The organism is Vibrio sp. qd031, from assembly GCF_002100145.1.
Classification (GTDB): domain Bacteria; phylum Pseudomonadota; class Gammaproteobacteria; order Enterobacterales; family Vibrionaceae; genus Vibrio.
This window is the reverse complement of the sequence record NZ_JXQD01000025.1, coordinates 411,051-428,702: the sequence shown is the minus strand read 5'-3', so window position 1 is coordinate 428,702 and position 17,652 is coordinate 411,051. Positions and strand designations below refer to the sequence as shown.

Below are 17,652 nucleotides of genomic sequence, written 5' to 3'. Positions count from 1 at the left end.
TACCATCATGCCTACGGAATAAAATAAGACATGGATAGAAAGCAGTTAACCCAAGCCTTAAACGTACTCTCCCCCCTTGGCGACACGCTAAAAGCGCGCTCAATGTTCGGTGGATTTGGCTTATTTGTCGACGACGTGATGTTCGCCGTTTTGGTCGACAATGGTATTGCGCTTCGCAGCAATACCGCCCTACTCCCTAGTTACCTATCATTAGGTATGGTTCCTTATTGTTATCAGAAAAAAGGGTTCCCCGTCACCACGAGCTATTATTTAGTGCCTAAAGCCACTTGTGAGGATATCGACCACGTTTTGTCTTTAGCCAGGGAGTCTCTCCAGCACGCTAAACACGATAAACTCGCCTCCGTTCAAAAAAAGAAACGGCTTAAAGATTTACCCAACATGCGTCTCGCAACAGAACGCATGCTGAAAAAAGCGGGCATTGTTTCTGTTGAACAACTGCAAAATGTAGGTGCCAGTGACGCTTATAATGCGATCCGAATAAGCCACGACGTCGAACCAAAAACGCAACTTTTGTGGGCACTAGAAGGGGCGATTAAGGGCATGCATTGGTCACTCGTTAGCCAAGAACGACGCAAACAATTATTGGAACGAGTATCGGGCTCTTTGACCAGTGCATAGATGAGCCTCAAGCAAAAAAGCCAACAACACAAAAAGTTTGTATTTCCATGAAATTTTCCACATAGTGCCTCTGTCTACTATGGAAGACACATCATCATGGAGCAGTAAGATGAACAAAAAACTCATTCTTGGCCTAATCTTTGTTTTGGTCATTATTGGACTAGGTTACTCATTTGGTGACCTATTCACGTTAGAAAATGCGAAGCAACAACACCAAGCGTTAAAGCAAACTATTGCGGATAACTTTATTCAATCTGCTGCAATCTATTTCGCAGTTTATGTTGCAGTCACTGCATTCTCGATTCCGGGCGCCGCTGTCGTCACATTGCTAGGCGCCGCTCTATTTGGCTTTTGGACAAGCTTGGTGTTGGTGTCTTTTGCCAGTACCATTGGTGCCACCATCGCTTTTATTAGTAGCCGCTACTTGCTACGTGACTGGGTACAAAGCAAGTTTGGTGACAAACTAGGCTCTATCAATGAAGGTATTGAAAAAGACGGCAGCTTCTACCTATTTTCGCTGCGATTGATCCCAGTATTTCCGTTTTTCCTGATCAATTTATTAATGGGTCTTACACCACTTAAAGTGTCTCGATTCTATTTAGTCAGCCAATTGGGTATGCTGCCTGGCACCATGGTGTATTTGAACGCAGGTACTCAACTGGCCGAGATTGATTCGTTATCAGGAATTGCGTCGCCAACCGTTATTGGGTCGTTTGTATTGCTGGGTCTTTTCCCAATTATCGCTAAATGGATCATGCAAAAAGTACGTCCAAACTTAGATGAAAAACACTCATGAAGCTCTACAGCGCCGCCAACCCTACCGAAGCGCATCTATTGAGTGAGCTTCTTCGCTCTCAACGAATACAGGTTGAGGTTCGAGGCGATGCACTTTTTTCGTTAAAGGGTGAACTGCCTTTAACCGATGACAGCGATCCTTATGTCTGGTTATTGGACCTTACTCAACAACACCAAGCCGAAAAAATTGTGCAAGAATTTGTAAGCCAAGCCAATGACACCTCTGGGCCTAATTGGCGCTGCGAACACTGTGGTGAAGAAAATGAACCGCAGTTCGGCGCTTGCTGGCAGTGCTCTACCGCTCATTAACTGCAAACGCGCATAGTGGTAGCAAAAGTTAGACAGTGATCCTTTTGCTCCTTTACTACGATATAATGAGAAATAAATTCCTTTGGTATTAGAACAAATATGCTTTATCACAAAATCTATTCACACCCGACCAGTCAAGAGTGGGTGGTGTTTGTTCATGGAGCGGGTGGCAGTTCTTCGATATGGTTTAAACAGCTCAAAGAGTACAAGCAACATTTTAACTGCGTTCTTATTGACCTACGCGGGCACGGCCGCTCACAGTCACCGACAAAAGCGTTCGTTACAAGCCACTACACCTTTAAAATGGTCTCTCAAGACGTTATAGAAGTTTTAAATCACCTCAACATTACCCAAGCTCACTTTGTCGGGATTTCGTTGGGCACCATCATCATTCGTAATATCGCCGAACTTGAGCCTGAGCGCGTTAAAACCATGGTTTTAGGCGGCGCGATAACTCGTTTAAACGGTAAATCTCAATTTTTGGTTAAGTTAGGTGACTTAAGTAAGAATTTCCTGCCCTATATGTGGCTGTATAAGCTTTTTGCTTATATTGTCATGCCACAGCGAGGGCAAATAGAAAGTCGTCACCTGTTCGTTAGGGAGGCGAGAAAGCTATGCCAAAAAGAATTCAAACGATGGTTTAAACTGGCTGCTGACGTAAACCCTATGATGCGGTATTTTAAAGAAAATGAGCTCTCTATCCCTACGCTTTACTTAATGGGCGAGCTTGATTACATGTTTATTGCGCCGGTTAAAGAGATGGTGGCGAAGCATCAACATAGCGCTCTACTCGAATTGGCTGAGTGTGGCCACGTATGCAATGTCGAAAAGCCTAAACAGTTTAATCGAGCGTCGATTAAGTTTATTCATTCACACTCTTAAACATTAAGTTTTGCTCATAAAAATGCCGAGGCTGATTCAGCGTCGGCATTGTATATTAGGCAAGTCTTAAGCTATGAGTAAGACACGTTATAATCATGGACACTCAAATTACGGTGCTTCTCGTTACCAGGATTTTTGTAACGCTGCCTGATACATGGTGTCGTACTCTTTAGCCGCAATGTGCCAACCAAAGTCAGACTTCATGCCCCGCAGTTGCACATCGGTGTACCCTTTTGGATCTTGCAGGTAGAACAAGATAGCGCGCTGCAACGCAATAAGAAGCGCGCTTGGCTCTGGTGCATCAAATACAACACCGGTTGCATTGTCGCTATCTTGGTCAATATCTTTAACGGTGTCTTTCAGCCCACCAACCCCACGTACTACCGGTAAGGTTCCGTAAGCCATACTATAAATCTGATTAAGCCCACACGCTTCAAACTCAGAAGGCATCAAAAAGAAGTCTGAACCCGCTTCAACCAAGTGCGCGTATTCATTGTCGTATGCTTCGACAAACTTAAACTTGTCTTGATGCAAATTAGCGTGCCATTCCAAGTCTGTCGCGATTTCCGGATCGCCAGTGCCGACGATAACCAGTTGCACATCCAACAATAAAAATTGCTCTAGAATGGGGATGATGTAGTGAAAACCTTTTTGATGGGTCAAGCGACACACCATGCCAAACATCGGCGCATTGGATTCTGGAAGGCCCAATTTCTGTTGCAGTGCTCGTTTAGACGCCTTTTTACCGGCTTTTAAGCTTGCTTTAGTCGGCTTGTACGTTTGAGGCAGGTAGGCGTCTGTTTGAGGATCCCACTCGCTGTAATCACACCCATTCACAATGCCGCTTAAATCCTCGCTTCGAGACAAAAAGTCGTTACATAATCCATGAGAGCCTAGTTGCGTTTTTAGCTCTTCGGCGTAATTGGGACTCACCGCATTGATCTTATCTGCATAGTGAATAGACGCTTTAAGCATGCTAATCCCGTCGTGACCAACACGTATTCTGTCGTCATGAAGGTGCACCAACTCTTGGATGGAAGAGAGTTCAGTTTGCGCAAAGTTGCCTTGAAAGACTGCGTTATGAATAGTCATTACAGAGCGTATGGACTGATAAAACGCATCGTGCTGATAACGCACTTTCAGCAATAGCGGAACCAGCCCAGTATGCCAATCATTGGCGTGCACGATAGCTGGCTTTAGCTCAAGTTTACTTAGACAATCTAGGCTTGCCGAGCTAAAAAAGCTGAAACGTTCGGCGTTATCAGGGTATGCCTGATTATTCTCTGCGTACATTTCAGGGCGATTAAAATAGTGATCGTTTTCAATCAAATAAACGCTCACACCATCGAACACCATATGTCTAACTTGATAGGGTGTATGCGGCCAGTGAGTGAGTTGTGTGGAGAGAATTACGTCACTTTCATGTTGTTCTATAATTTTTGCGTAAGCAGGTAGCGCTATGGCGACCTCTTTACCTTGCTCTTGTAATGCCTTAGGAAGCGCCTTTGCAACGTCGGCAAGACCACCACTTTTTACGAGACCAGCGAGTTCACTGACCACGTACCAAAGGTCTATATTTTTCATTATGCGTGATTCCCATTACTACGCTGAGGTTCCAAATCTTCCCATAATTTAACACAGTTTCGTCCCGCATGTTTAGCGCTGTATAACGCCAAATCCGCTCGACTTAACGCCTCTTTCAAAACACTGGTGTGGTCAAGCTCGGTGCCACCAATCGATACACTCATTAACATTGAAACCACTTTATCTTGGGAGGAGACTTCAATTTGGCGGGCTGTACGTAACAAACGCTGTGCTACATCTTCCAGATCGATATCTTTATCCAAACGAATTAGCACCAAAAACTCATCTCCGCCCCATCGACTTGCACTGTCGTAGTCTCGGATCATGCTGTTGATGCACTTTGCGACCGACACTAATGCCTGGTCACCTTTATCATGCCCTAATGTATCATTGATTTCTTTGAAGTTATCGACATCAATACACAGAAGTCCAACACGATGCCTATCTCGCCGAATATGATTGAGCTCTTGACTAAGTTGGCGTTCCATACCTCGCCGGTTAAGCAGCTCAGTGAGTGAATCGACATTGGCTAGCCGATCGAGCGCTTCTGTCCGCTGTTGCACTTTTTCTTCAAGTTCAGCGCGGCTTACTTTTAGTGCTTTCGCCATATTTTCGAAGTTGTCCATCAACGCACCGATTTCATCGCGCGGTTTACGTGAAAACACTACCTTGGAGTAATCCGTATTGGGCTGAGTAATGATCCAAGTTTTTTCTTCCAACTCGGTAATGGGACTGGTTACCCAACGCTGCAACATTAAGTTTACAATAACCACAAGCAGGATGATGATCCCTCCAAGTACCACATACAGCGAGGTAAACTTACTACTTGGAAATATGACCTCCATATCGATTACCGTTAACTCGTACCAGTCTAGCAACTCTATATGGTCTATTACGTAGAGATAACGCTTGTTGTTTTGAGTAATGATGGTGCTGACGGTTTTCGATGAGCCTTGAGCCGATATGAGCTCTCTCTTTAACTTGGCATATTCCACATCACTCATGATGTAGTCTTCGATGGGTAACAGTTGATACTGGCCGGTTATGATGTCGTCTTCAAAATAAGGGTCACGTTTACGGTAAATCTGAATGATTTCATCGGCATCAATAAAAATGGTATCGATGCCTTCGTGACGACCACCAAGCAACGGTTCTAAGCCACGGCTAAACTCCATTCCGGTACCGGCGACGCCAATAACCTCGCCATTTTCATCTTTTAATTGATGATCAATCCATAAGCGGTTAATGTGCAAGTTTTCATCATAACTACTTAAAATACGTGAACTTTTTTCTGATTCAACAAAGCGAAAAAACCATCGATCGGTGTTTTTGGTGTCATCAAGTTGATAACGAAATAACTGTTCTTCAAAGTCGTTGGTTTTATTGTTTGAGTAGTAACCAAGGTTCGCAGTAGACGCGACATAGAAATTATTGCCTTTAAAGGCCCAGCGATAGGTTTCTAAAAGAGGTTGGACCGCTTCGTACAATTGAGGATCCGTTGGGTTTTGAACCCAGTCTAACAATTGTGGCTCTTTGGCAAATTTGCGCATCAAACGCGCTTCTTCCATGATTGGAGCAAACGATTTTTCTTGATCGTATTGCGCTATCGCTTCGCCATATTTAACTAAGACATCGGCCACCACTTCTTCGGCAAATTTTTGCACTGAGTTAAATACCGTTACCTCGATGAAAATCATCATGACAACGAGCAACGCGGTGAACTTTACATTGAGCTTCATTCAAATCCATTTGAAACGTTTTCCCGTCAACATTGTAACGGTTTTGTAACTACAAAACAAAAGAGCTTGGCACTCGCCAAGCTCTTTCTCAATTTCGATTCACGCTACACTATTTCTCATCGCGATAGGAGTAGGAGTAACCAATTTCGACCTGTGCGAAATACTCCATGGTTCCGTCATCGGCCTCTTCAGAAATGACGTTCATTTCTGTTGAATCGAGACTCATACTACGGCGGTCAATTTTGCGATGTGGTGTAGGTAAACTTTGCGCCAAATCGATGTCTCTTGTCGCGCTTAATTTTTCGATATACGCAGCACCGAGAGTTTCAGCTTCAGCTTGTGTTGCTACTGCATCGGACATAAAAATGGCATTTTGGTTAGTATGGATACTTTCCATTTCGCCAGCGAATGCTGCAGAACTCATCAATAGTGCAGCGCTAAGTACTGTAAGTGCTCTCATAACGTATTCCTCACAAACGATCACCGTATAAATTGGTCGGTGAAAATAATCGTGTTTCGTTTAATCACAATTACAATCTAGTACCCAGATCACATAACCGTTAGGGGGTTTACATTAATTTACTTAAAAAGTGTGAATCTTGACAAACATTTACACTAAGGCGACACAAGTTCTGCGATTGTGATTAATCCACATCGACGAGCCACTTTTTGAACGCTTTCTTATCCTCGTCACTAAGTTGTAAGAAATGATGCTTTGTCGAGTCTAGAGTCGGAGATCCCGAGGCTACGGAATTCGACGCATCCACTACAAATTGTGAGTTTTCAGTCATAATGCCTTTAACTTCATCAACCACAATGCTGTGTTTCTTGTTGTAGTCCTCAACGACTCGCTCAATATCGCTATAAGGCAGCAGTCCTGGTCGACCCGGAATAAATTCTGTCGTAAACTCAAGAGCAGCCCCGTTTTGGTCTTGCATTACCCATTCAATTTGATCATTGGCAAATGCATACTCCGCCTGTGAATATCGATTATAACGTGGCGCATTTAATCTTATGGTTTCTTCATTAGTGACAACAACGTCAAACACTTTAACTTCCGATTGAATACGCTTTTTCTTATTGCCTGTGTCTGCCAATTGATGGGAATAACGAGCGACCAGCTGATGTACTCCCGGTTCAAGCTGTACTTTTCTTTCGCTAAATGCTGAGCCATTAAGCGCTAATACCGAAATGGGTTTATCAATAATCAGTTCCGCTGCAAACGCGTTTAATGAAAAAGCAGCGACGGTCAATACAAGCACTTTCTGTAACATATCCATTCCTTATAAAAACGAAAAGGGCTGCCGAAGCAACCCTTTATACTAAACCGGTAAGGGTTTAATTAGAATGACATAGTCATACCAATTGAAGCACCGAAATCGCTATCGTCGTCATTGCCTTCAGTACCGATTTCGCCGTATAGACCAACAACGTCATTTAGCGCGTAAGTACCGTTTAGGTAAACGTTGTATGCGTCAGCATCACCTTGTGCACCGTACTGAGTACCTAGGTACCAGTCAAGAACTGCAGAGAAACCAACCCATGCATCGATGATGTAAATATCTTCTGCGTCATCTACAGAAGTTGCAGCGTAAGAACCACCTACAGAGAATACGTCCGCAGTGTATGTAGCTTTAATGCCGTAAACCGCTTCGTTAACATCTCCTTGAGAACCGAAACCAGCGTCACCACGTAGGTATACATCGCCAAATGTGCCGTCTACGTAGAATGCGAAGTTATCGTCTTGGCCACCTTCAATGCGGTTAAGGTCGTAAGAAGCACCAAAGCCGAACGTCTCACCTGTGTAACCGTAAACAATGATGTCTTCTACTGCTGGAAGCTCAGAGTTATCGAAATCTATACCGATGTCTTTAGATTGGTTGTTACCAAGGTCAAGTACGTGAGAAGTTTCACCGAACTCAATCATGTGGTTTTGGTAAAATTTGAAACCAGCAACGATGTCAGTTGTAACAACATTGTCTGCGCCGTAAGGCATTTCAAGACCATACTTCAAGAATGCTGTCCAATCATCGCTGATTACAGACTCAGCTGCAAAACCGATTTCTGCACCATCATAATTGATTGTAGGATCGTCAGCGCCAGGAGCGAAAACAAGTTTAACTTCGAAGTCAGCATCTGTAGTTACAGATACGTTACCTGTGTTCATAAGCTCTGCTGCGTTAACAGAACCAGCTGCAGCTACAACTGCAAGTGCTAATAGAGTCTTTTTCATTTTAATCCACTGCCTTTTTCTTAGAGTTGGGAATTCCATTTCATTCCCTTTTAGTTTTATTGAGAGCTAATTGAGCAGTTTCACACTGCTTCCATCAGCGCCTTCAAAATTCGAAAACAAGATTGCGTCATCTGCTCAAGGTTGTCAACGGCATAAAAAAATAACAACAAAAAAACATAAAACTATAAAAAACAATGACTTACACTGGTTTTGTTGATCTAAAACACTTTTTCCCCCCCTGTTTAGAACGCTTTTTTAGTGCTCATTTTTCACCCCATTAAAGAGTAATAGACCAAAAAATCAGATTTAGAATGGACAATAAAGTATAAAATATTAGATATTACACCGCAAAGCACATAAAATTTCGTAGTTAAATAACAAGTAAAAATTATTGAAGTTGTGAATATTTTTGTGATTTAGCTCAGAAAAACATTTATTTGCCTTGTCTGCAGCCCTTTATTTATGGGGGCTTCAGCTGTGTTATCATGTCCCTAACACAACGCAGGTCACACTAATGCTTAATCCAAACATTCAACAATCCATTCGCAAAAGTTACCAAAACTTACAACATCAATTGCCACACTTTATTCCTAGAAGAGCGCAAAACTACCTTGTTTCCGAGATAGCTAAGACGCTGGCAGGCCAGTACAGCAACGACCACCGGATTTTAGTGGGTGAAGCAGGTACCGGTATTGGCAAATCTTTGGCGTATTTAATGGCTGCGATTCCTGTAGCAAAACAAAACAATCGAAAACTGGTCATTTCTACGGCAACCGTAGCGTTGCAAGAACAGTTGATCAATAAAGACCTTCCTCTATATCGGCGACTCACCGATTTTGAGTTTAGTTTTCAATTAGTAAAAGGGAGGCAACGCTACTGCTGCGCAGAAAAGCTGGCTGTTGCTTCAGGTGCAGACGAAGGTCAACTGGCGATGTTTGAGTTTAAGCCACAGCAAAGTGACACTGAAACTTTGCAACAGCTTTACGACACATTGAATCAGGCTAAGTGGGACGGCGAAAGAGACTCGTTAGAGTCACCGATAAGAGATGAGCTGTGGAACTCCATTGTGAGTGATAAGCATAGTTGTAATAACAGTTTGCCGGCACATCGCCACTGCCCGTTCCAAAAAGCTCGCAGTGAACTGGATCGGGCCGACGTATTGATCGCCAACCACAGCTTGGTGATGGCCGATCTAGACCTTGGTGGAGGCATTATTCTTTCTGAGCCTAACAATACCTTCTATATCTTTGACGAGGCGCATCACCTACCTAGGGTTTGTCGTGATCACTCGTCGGCATCGGCCAGTTTAAAAGGAGGCGCATCTTGGTTAGAGTCGTTAACTAAGCAACTGCCTAAAATTATTGGGTTAACAGACGAAAGCCGATCGAGTCGATTTAAAAACGAACTGCAAAGTCAAATTGCACAGCTTATTCCGCAACTTAGCCAATTGAGTAAGCGTTTTGACCCCAGTGAATTTGCAGAGGGTGTCTATCGTTTTGAGCATGGGCTCCTTCCCGACTGGCTACAAGCAGAAAGCAAAGAGCTTAAAGGACACAGTGAAAAAGCGCTGCATGCGGTTGGAAAAATTTCGGACCTCATCGCCGAGCGAGTCAAAGATGGTCAAGTCTCTAGCCGCTTGGCAGAGCCTGCAATGGCAGAATTGGGTTTTTATATTCACCGTTTAGAAAATTTAACAAAAGTTTGGCAGCTCATGGCAGAGCCACCTCGTGATAAAGGGGCGCCACTCGCTCGCTGGTTAGAATACATTGCGGATAAAGATGATTTTATGGTGTCTGTTTCGCCGTTGGAAGTCGGTTGGCAGTTGGACAGAATGCTTTGGAGTCAGTGTGTCGGCGCAATATTGGTATCGGCCACATTGCGCGCGCTCAACTCGTTCGATTATTTTGCTCGTGAGGCAGGGGTATCGCTGGACGAAAAAGATGGCGTTCGCTATTTGGCCTTAGCGTCACCGTTTGATTACCCGAATAACGCCGAGTTGTTAGTGCCTAGCTTCCCATGCGAGCCACAAGTTGACGCCTATACGGAACATCTATCGGAACTGCTCGACACTTGGATAATGCCCGATAAAGCCAACCTGGTCCTTTTTTCGTCCTACTGGCAAATGAACAAAGTCGCCGACGCTGTCCAAAAACGCTGGACCAAATTAGGCTGGGCATTGCAAGTGCAAGGCGAAACCTCAAGAAACGCGATTTTGAAACGTCACAGCAAACTGATCAAGCAAGGAAAAACCTCCATCTTATTTGGAACAGGCAGTTTTTCTGAAGGGTTGGACCTACCGGGTGAGCTACTTGAAAACGTCGTGATCACCAAAATTCCATTTGGCGTCCCGACCTCCCCTGTAGAACAAGCGCACACGGAATACATCACAGACAAAGGTGGCAATGCGTTTATGCAAATTGCGGTGCCAGAAGCCAGTAAAAAGTTGATTCAAGCCGCGGGTCGCCTGCTGCGAAAAGAAAAAGATTCTGGTAGAGTTGTGATCTTAGACCGCAGGGTTGTCACCAAACGTTATGGAAAGTTGCTGCTTGATTCGCTGCCTCCTTTCAAGCGCACCATTCATAAATAGAGAACAATATGGAATTTATTGAGCCAACCACGCTCATCATTTTAGCTTGTGTGGCATTTGCCGCGGGATTCATTGACGCTGTCGCCGGGGGTGGCGGTATGCTTACTGTACCTGCACTGCTTTCTCTGGGGCTACCTCCCCATATCGCGTTAGGTACAAACAAACTCGCAGCAACCTTCGCCTCTTCTACTGCAGCGCTCACCTATTATAAGAAAAAGCTGTTTGATCCGACTCTTTGGAAAAGTGCGTTTATCGCGACTTTAATTGGTGCAACGATGGGAACCCTTATCGTTGATCTCATTTCAACCGAGCTGTTAGAAAAGTTCTTGCCACTGGTCATTCTCGCGGCAGCCATGTATACCGTGTTTCACAAGTCACATGATGCAAACACCAATGTGCTACCGGAGCCGAGCAAACGACATACCAAGCAGCAATGGCTACAAGGATTAAGTTTGGGGTTTTACGATGGTGTCGCGGGACCAGGTACTGGCGCATTTTGGACCGTCAGTAGCATGGCGTTATATCGCATAAATATACTACTGGCGTCCGGCCTAGCAAAAGCAATGAACTTTACCAGTAACTTCACCTCACTGGTAACTTTTGCCATTTTAGGCCACATAAACTGGGTCTTGGGGTTAACAATGGGGGTCTGTCTGATGGCTGGCGCTTATTTTGGCGCACATTCTGCAATCAGGTTTGGCGCCAAATTTATTCGCCCTGTATTTGTCACAGTTGTTAGCGTATTGGCCATAAAGTTAGCGTTCGAAGCTTGGTTTATTTAGGCAGTGAGTGAGCGCCTGTTGCATGCGCACAATGTGAACCCTTTTATTATAAAGGTCGATAATGAGTAATGTCATGGTCAACAAACTGTCTGCGTTATCCCAGACACTGAAAATACAAGCGCAGACGTTTGATCAAAATAACCCGCCACGTTCGAAAATGGCCTTTGATGACTGGGTATTTAACCACAGCCACCGAGCCCTCACCCCGTATTTTAGCGAGATAGAGCATAATATTGCTGAGCTTGCACGATGCGTAGACTTACAACAGGTCGAAGAAGTTGAGTATTTGGGCGAGATCGTTGAAAACCAATTGAGCGCGGTAATAAAGCTTCTACACAATCCAGTCGCTCTTTACCAAGCCAAGCCGACCACAACCTTATATGACGAGCTTCACCAGCTCAAAGTTTGGGAGGCGCGCCTTACCGCATTAGTTTCGACGAAACGACAAGAGTTTCACCGTTTTGGTCGCACCCCTCATGCCGAATCAGCACTGCTCGCGACAGAGCAGCGACTAATGAGGTGCCAACGCGCCATCGAACAGCTTAAAAAGAAATTGCCACAACGAGAAGAGAACCGTGAACAACAGCACGACGCAAAGGATGACGAATATGAGCAATAAAAAAACCGACGATGGCGTGAAAGACAACACCGATCCTTTGCAATCAGCGCCTAAAGACGTGCAACTTGCGGTTGACCTAATTTATCTTTTTGAAAGTAATCATATTGACCCTTCGACAGCACTAAGTGCGTTGGAAATGGTAAAAACAGATCTTTTGAGAAAGCTATCCGAAACGGCGTAATAAAATCCCACCGGCTCGTATCGCTCTGGCTGTAAAAGCTAGACCACAGCAGGATGTGATTGAGGTGATTTAATCTTTGCCTCAACCCTATGCAGATGCCTCTTTACTCTGGTGTAAGATCGTGCTGCACTCTCTGTTTACTGTTTCTGGAAAAATAAGGTCAGAGTCGCCACTTCAATGCCAAACTTCCTTATCGAGGTTAGATTAAACACATGTTTGTCGTCTTGACGGTAAAGCCAATCGTCAAAGTAGACATTGATGGTTGACTCTCCATAAGGAAGCTCAAAATCATAAGACCAACGTAATGCATTTCCTTGTTCTTCGCCGCTGGCCTCGCCAATAATATCATCAGCTCGACCACTATACCGACCATCAGGCAGTTTTGTTATGACCCAAATCCTTTGATCTACCTCGCCATCATCAAACAAAAAATCTTCAACCAGCGTTAACGTGTTGCCGTCGATGGTACCTTTAAGAGCGACCTCAAAACGCCGCGTCTGCTTTCCACTTCGTTCTTGGATCATTCCCCATGCAGCTGTATCACCTTCGAAGTACTCAAACAAATCAAAATTCGGACCGGCTTCTCTGTAGTCAGTGAGATCAGCGCTACAGCCAACCAAGAGCGTTAACCAGCCTAAAGCAAACAGACTTAGGACCTTTCTTCGTATAGTAGTCATCTATTTTTTCCCTATTAAAGCCAAACGATGGTCTGGATATTCCGTGTTGGGTGATAACCAAATAGCAACAAAAGCATCGTTGAACTGTTCGGAGTCTATTTTTCCCAAGGCACTAAATGGTGCAAAGTTTCGAGAAAAATAAAACTCGCCGCTCTGTCCATCTGTCACATACAACAAGCGGTCATTTTCTTTAACCTCAGGGAACAGCGTGGTTAATCGGCTAGCCCAACGATTAGCCAATGCCGGTTCCACACCTTGCAGAAGCCACTGCTTTACCGTTGCACTCACTAATTGATCGCTGCTTATCGACCGTTCATACCGTATTTGAAGTGCAATAGGGTGAGGGGTTACGTCCTCACCCACTTGGTACTGACCGTCGGGAGAAAGCAGTCTTGATGTGTAAATATCAAAGAACAGCACATTCAGGTCAGCTTCCCCGACCGTTTTCCACTGTTGCCATTGCTCACTCACAGGCTGTTTCGATGCATCACCGGCAACCGAGACATTGGCAGTAAACGTCAAGAAAGTAAGAGATATAGCACACGCCATCGAGCGTAACAGAGATGTGGGGTTATAAGTTGCCATAGTAAGTTGCTGCGTTTAAATGAGTTTGTTCTCTTTGTACGCAGTGCTTTGGCGATTGGATCTCAGTTGTATTTGATTAATTGACACAATAATGGTAGATAACACTGTCCATGCGGCTGCAAGCGCTAGTGATGAATGCCAAATACCCCAGGGCAACTCAACGGCTCCAAAACGAGCACCGGCGATATAACTCAGTGTTCCTCCAGCAGCGCCAAAAATGACCACGATCACCGGTTTTACTTTTTGTATAACTGGCTTCATCATCACCGCATACCAAGCGAACATGCACCACAACAACACTAACCAACTGGGCAAGCCCATTAGGCTGCCCCCCTCAAATTGGAACACGCCCACTCGAACATGAATAAAATCAACCGTTAACCCCATCCCTAACAAGGCAACTAACTCAAAAGAGATAACGCGGTTGCGCCAACTCCAAATGTACGTTGCAACAACCAGTATAAGCAACGGCCATATCAACGTTTCCCGTCCCAACACGGCCATAAACCATATCAGCTGAAACCATATGGAGCCAATAATAACTGAACGTTGCATACATCCCCCTACGAGGCCGCTTTATCAAAAGTAAGTTGAACGGTGCTAATGCTTTTGGCACGAAAGCCCCCTTCACAATACGCTAAGTAATAGCGCCACATCCGGATGAAACGCTCGTCATAGCCTTGAGATTTAACAGACTCTAACGACAAGTTAAACCGCTTGTCCCAGTCCGCTAATGTTTGTGCATAGTCGAGACCAATGTCGTGCAGATCCCTCAACACCAACTGGCTGTATTCTGTTGTAGAGGCCAATAAAGACGTCGTGGAGGGTAGAAAACCACCAGGGAAGATGTATTTTTGGATAAAATCGACGTTACTGCTGTAATGGTCATAACGTTGATCCGCAATGGTGATCGCTTGTATTGCCATCTTGCCACCCGGTTTTAATAGTTGATTGCATTTTTGCACATAAGATTTTAGAAACTGCTTACCGACTGCTTCTATCATTTCAATGGATACCAGCTTGTCGAATTGCCCTTCAAGATCTCGATAGTCTTGCTCTAAAAGGGTAATACGGTCTTCTAAACCCAGCTCTTGCACACGCCGTTTGGCAAAAGCGAGCTGCTCTTTTGAAATGGTCGTCGTTGTGACATGGCAACCATAGTTCTGCGCCATATAAATGGCCATGGCGCCCCACCCGGTCCCAATTTCTATCACGCGCTCACCGTGTTGCAGATTCAGTTGCTGACAAAGACGTTCCATCTTGTTGACTTGAGCCTGCTCTAGCGTGTCTTGGGGGGTTTGGTAAATAGCGGACGAGTACAACATTTTAGAATCTAAAAAAAGCTCATAAAGGTCGTTACCTAGGTCGTAGTGTGCGTGGATATTTTTTTTAGAGTTGGCCTGTGTATTTCGATTAAGCCAATGGGCAATTTTATATGCGGATTTCTTGAACCAGCTGGATTGTTGACTAATCGCATCGAGTGTTGCAAGGTTAAGCGCCATTAGCTCCATGACTTGAGCCAGGTTGGGGCTGCTCCACCAACCGTCCATGAAAGCTTCACCCGCAGCAATACTGCCGCCTGTAAGCATTCTACGATAAAAGTCTGGATGATGTACTTCTACGGTGACAGACAAGGGATGATCACTGTCTCCAAAAACGTGCGCCTGTGTCCCCTCACCCTGAATAAACTGCTCAATTAACGTAATGCTGCCATGTTGTAGGAAAGCCATTTTTGACAACATGAGTTGTCGCGCAGCTGACTGCATACGGCTCATCCCTGCTTGGATATTCCCGGCCTCTACAGATCCAAGTTGGCTACGTTCGTTGAGTGTTGCACTCTTGGTTTGGGTGGATATTGACGACATAGTACTTCCCTTTTTTGTCATGCAAATTTTAGTTTATAGTTGGCTCTAGCTATTTTTGTTTCGCTGGGTGGGTGTATAAAGGAACCCCTTTTCTCCACAGCTTAAACGCGTGCCAATAAATACCTATCACTACTTTTACTGTTAAAACAGGCATTTTGATCAACTGCCACACTAAATTTTTTGAATTAAGTGGTTCTGCTTTGAGTTTCAACGTTGCATCAAATACCTTACTTGAACTGGTTAGCTGTTCTTCCTCGCTAGCACTTTTTAACGCTGGCTTGTGACACTCTAAGTGCACCATCAGAGTGTTGGTTAGCGGCTTGAGTGTCCAACGGTAACGTTGATCAACGGGATTAAAAGGTGAGACATGGAATGCTTTTTGCTGCTGCCAATTCTTGTGATCAACACCAGCATCGGCATTCACCGCGTAGTAATGGCGCTCGTTCCATGGCGTGTTGCTCACCTCCGCCAACATATAGCGCCACTGCCCGCCCTCGTCGTACAAGTAGTAAAAGTTGACCGGACTGAAGTAGAGACCCAAGTATCGAAGGTGGCACACCATCTTGACCGTTCCTTCGATTTTCTCACCAGTCAACGCATACACTTTGTTTTGAACTGCTTGTTTTATATCGCCTGTAGAGCCGACATAATCTGAGCGCTTAAATCGTGCCCAATGCCACCAACGATAACCAAACCCCCATACGCTCTTGGCTAGGTCATCGAGTTCATCCACATCAATACAAGGCATAAACAATGGATAATCTAGGTGATGAGATTGAGGCGAAAAGCGCCTGTGCGAGACTCTTCCTACCATTAATGTGCTGTTACCATCACTGCTCATCAGAATCTCCTGCTATCAAGCAACGCCTCGAGGTGCACCGGAGGTTTGTAAAGAGCGCTCAAGTTCTTCTACAACATCTAATGCACTACGCACACCATCTTCATGAAAACCGCTGTGCCAATATGCGCCAGCAAACCACAGTCCATTCACCCCTTGAATTTCGTCTCTGCGCAGCTGCGCAGCTCTCGACTCGAGCGTAAATACAGGATGATCGTAGCTAAATGTCCTAATGATTTTGCTTGCATCTATACGTTCACGGCTATTCAGCGATACACAAAACGTGTGTTCGCTCTCTATATGCTGAAGTATATTCATGTCGTAAGTAAGAGCGGGTTTTCTCGCAGCCTGGCCCTTTTGACCATCTAGGTAGTAATTCCAAGATGCCCAAGCAGCTTGTCGCTTGGGAAGTAAAGAGGTGTCGGTATGCAATATTACTTCGTTCGCTTGATACGCCATATCCCCTAATATTTCTCGCTGAGCGGCACTCGCCGACTCACCCAAGATCGCCAAAGCCTGATCAGAATGGCAGGCAAAAATGACCTGATCAAAACGCTCAGTTTTGCCGTTAGAAGTGACTGTTACGCCTGCACTGTCTGTTTCTACACGCTCAACAGCACTGTTGAGCCTAATACGGTCTTTAAAACCTTGAGTGAGTGGATCAATATAGGCCTTGGACCCACCATCAACCACAAACCATTGAGGGCGATTCTTAATATCGAGGAGTCCATGGTTTAGAAAGAACTGCAGAAAAAAGCGTAGTGGGAATCCGCGCATATCGGCCAACGTTGAAGACCAGATAGCCGCGCCCATAGGGAGTATGTAGTTATCACAAAAGTAGTCACTAAAATTGTGAGTTTGCAAAAAATCGCCGAGCGTTTCAGACGTGACTGTATCATCGTGTGCTGACGCTTTAGCCAGCTTGTTAAACGCGAGTATCTCGCGGATAAAACTATAAAAGCGAGGGTTAAACCAGTTTCGTTTTTGCGCGAATAAGGTGCTCAAAGAGTGACCGTTATACTCTAATCCGCTGCTGTCGTTGCGGATACTAAAGCTCATTTCAGTTGGCGTACCGGTTACGCCTATTTCGTTCATCATTTTAATGAACCTAGGGTAGGTTCTGTCATTGTAAACAATAAAGCCGGTATCGACGCGATAGTCTTGGTCCTGCCACTCAAAATCGATTGTGGCCGTATGGCCGCCAATATAATCGCCCGCCTCAAACAAGGTGACATCATGCTGTTTGTGAAGATAATAGCCGCTCGTTAGCCCTGAAATTCCGGTTCCGATAATTGCAATTTTCATCTAATTGTCCTTAATTCTATCTACTGCTGTTG

Annotated in this window: 19 protein-coding genes; 8 read left to right on the top strand and 11 right to left on the bottom strand. The window is 44.7% G+C overall.

Annotated features, from left to right (window positions below):
- Positions 1-30: 30 nt before the first annotated feature.
- The 4 genes from ST37_RS13955 (at position 31) to ST37_RS13940 (ending at position 2,625) form a co-directional block, all read left to right on the top strand.
- Positions 31-639, top strand: coding sequence for a TfoX/Sxy family DNA transformation protein (locus tag ST37_RS13955; RefSeq protein WP_084887401.1), 609 nt, complete (start codon positions 31-33; stop codon positions 637-639).
- A 109-nt stretch (positions 640-748) separates the two neighbouring features.
- Entirely contained in the window at positions 749-1,435 is a 687-nt protein-coding gene (locus ST37_RS13950) for a TVP38/TMEM64 family protein (protein ID WP_084887399.1), read from the top strand.
- Positions 1,432-1,743, top strand: coding sequence for a DUF2007 domain-containing protein (locus ST37_RS13945; protein WP_084887398.1), 312 nt, complete (start codon positions 1,432-1,434; stop codon positions 1,741-1,743). Before ST37_RS13950 ends, ST37_RS13945 begins: the two co-directional genes overlap by 4 nt.
- A gap of 87 nt (positions 1,744-1,830) precedes the next feature.
- The gene (locus ST37_RS13940) at positions 1,831-2,625 is read left to right on the top strand and encodes an alpha/beta hydrolase (protein WP_143698206.1); all 795 of its coding nucleotides are present in this window, start codon (positions 1,831-1,833) and stop codon (positions 2,623-2,625) included.
- A gap of 123 nt (positions 2,626-2,748) precedes the next feature.
- Here ST37_RS13940 and glgA read toward each other — a convergent pair whose 3' ends face one another.
- The 5 genes from glgA to ST37_RS13915 all read right to left on the bottom strand — a co-directional run bounded on the left by glgA (position 2,749) and on the right by ST37_RS13915 (position 8,220).
- Positions 2,749-4,209 (bottom strand): glycogen synthase GlgA, encoded by a 1,461-nt coding sequence (gene glgA, locus ST37_RS13935; RefSeq protein ID WP_084887394.1) that lies wholly within the window; start codon positions 4,207-4,209, stop codon positions 2,749-2,751.
- Complete coding sequence (locus ST37_RS13930; RefSeq protein WP_084887392.1) at positions 4,209-5,948, bottom strand: GGDEF domain-containing protein; 1,740 nt, start codon at positions 5,946-5,948, stop codon at positions 4,209-4,211. The genes glgA and ST37_RS13930 overlap by 1 nt, the downstream gene beginning before the upstream one ends.
- A gap of 109 nt (positions 5,949-6,057) precedes the next feature.
- Positions 6,058-6,408 carry a DUF3316 domain-containing protein gene (locus ST37_RS13925; RefSeq protein ID WP_084887390.1) on the bottom strand — a complete coding sequence of 117 codons (351 nt, stop codon included), beginning with the start codon at positions 6,406-6,408 and terminating at the stop codon, positions 6,058-6,060.
- Between the two features lie 184 nt (positions 6,409-6,592).
- A complete protein-coding gene (locus ST37_RS13920; protein ID WP_172400999.1) occupies positions 6,593-7,222 on the bottom strand; it encodes a DUF2057 family protein in 630 nt (209 codons plus the stop codon).
- Between the two features lie 68 nt (positions 7,223-7,290).
- Entirely contained in the window at positions 7,291-8,220 is a 930-nt protein-coding gene (locus ST37_RS13915; RefSeq protein ID WP_084887386.1) for a porin, read from the bottom strand.
- 475 nt (positions 8,221-8,695) lie between these two features.
- On the opposite strand from ST37_RS13915, the gene dinG reads away from it, so the two are divergent.
- The 4 genes from dinG to rsmS all read left to right on the top strand — a co-directional run bounded on the left by dinG (position 8,696) and on the right by rsmS (position 12,350).
- Positions 8,696-10,768: an ATP-dependent DNA helicase DinG gene (dinG, locus tag ST37_RS13910; protein WP_084887384.1), complete on the top strand. Its 2,073-nt coding sequence runs from the start codon at positions 8,696-8,698 to the stop codon at positions 10,766-10,768.
- Positions 10,769-10,776: 8 nt separating this feature from the next.
- On the top strand, positions 10,777-11,550 hold the full coding sequence (locus tag ST37_RS13905; RefSeq protein WP_084887382.1) for a TSUP family transporter: 774 nt from the start codon (positions 10,777-10,779) through the stop codon (positions 11,548-11,550).
- Between the two features lie 61 nt (positions 11,551-11,611).
- The gene (priC, locus tag ST37_RS13900; RefSeq protein WP_084887380.1) at positions 11,612-12,169 is read left to right on the top strand and encodes a primosomal replication protein PriC; all 558 of its coding nucleotides are present in this window, start codon (positions 11,612-11,614) and stop codon (positions 12,167-12,169) included.
- Positions 12,159-12,350, top strand: coding sequence for a pleiotropic regulatory protein RsmS (rsmS, locus tag ST37_RS13895; RefSeq protein ID WP_084887378.1), 192 nt, complete (start codon positions 12,159-12,161; stop codon positions 12,348-12,350). Before priC ends, rsmS begins: the two co-directional genes overlap by 11 nt.
- A 137-nt stretch (positions 12,351-12,487) precedes the next feature.
- Here the strand turns inward: rsmS and ST37_RS13890 are convergent, their stop codons facing one another.
- From ST37_RS13890 to ST37_RS13865, 6 genes are all read right to left on the bottom strand, one after another.
- Positions 12,488-13,027 (bottom strand): DUF3833 domain-containing protein, encoded by a 540-nt coding sequence (locus tag ST37_RS13890; protein WP_084887376.1) that lies wholly within the window; start codon positions 13,025-13,027, stop codon positions 12,488-12,490.
- On the bottom strand, positions 13,028-13,612 hold the full coding sequence (locus ST37_RS13885; protein WP_084887374.1) for a hypothetical protein: 585 nt from the start codon (positions 13,610-13,612) through the stop codon (positions 13,028-13,030). It lies immediately after the preceding gene.
- A gap of 15 nt (positions 13,613-13,627) precedes the next feature.
- Positions 13,628-14,167, bottom strand: coding sequence for a DUF2878 domain-containing protein (locus tag ST37_RS13880; RefSeq protein ID WP_084887372.1), 540 nt, complete (start codon positions 14,165-14,167; stop codon positions 13,628-13,630).
- Between the two features lie 8 nt (positions 14,168-14,175).
- Entirely contained in the window at positions 14,176-15,387 is a 1,212-nt protein-coding gene (locus ST37_RS13875; protein WP_143698217.1) for a cyclopropane-fatty-acyl-phospholipid synthase family protein, read from the bottom strand.
- A gap of 139 nt (positions 15,388-15,526) precedes the next feature.
- Positions 15,527-16,318 (bottom strand): DUF1365 family protein, encoded by a 792-nt coding sequence (locus ST37_RS13870; protein ID WP_084887368.1) that lies wholly within the window; start codon positions 16,316-16,318, stop codon positions 15,527-15,529.
- Positions 16,319-16,333: 15 nt separating this feature from the next.
- On the bottom strand, positions 16,334-17,620 hold the full coding sequence (locus tag ST37_RS13865; RefSeq protein ID WP_084887366.1) for an NAD(P)/FAD-dependent oxidoreductase: 1,287 nt from the start codon (positions 17,618-17,620) through the stop codon (positions 16,334-16,336).
- Positions 17,621-17,652 lie beyond the last annotated feature (32 nt).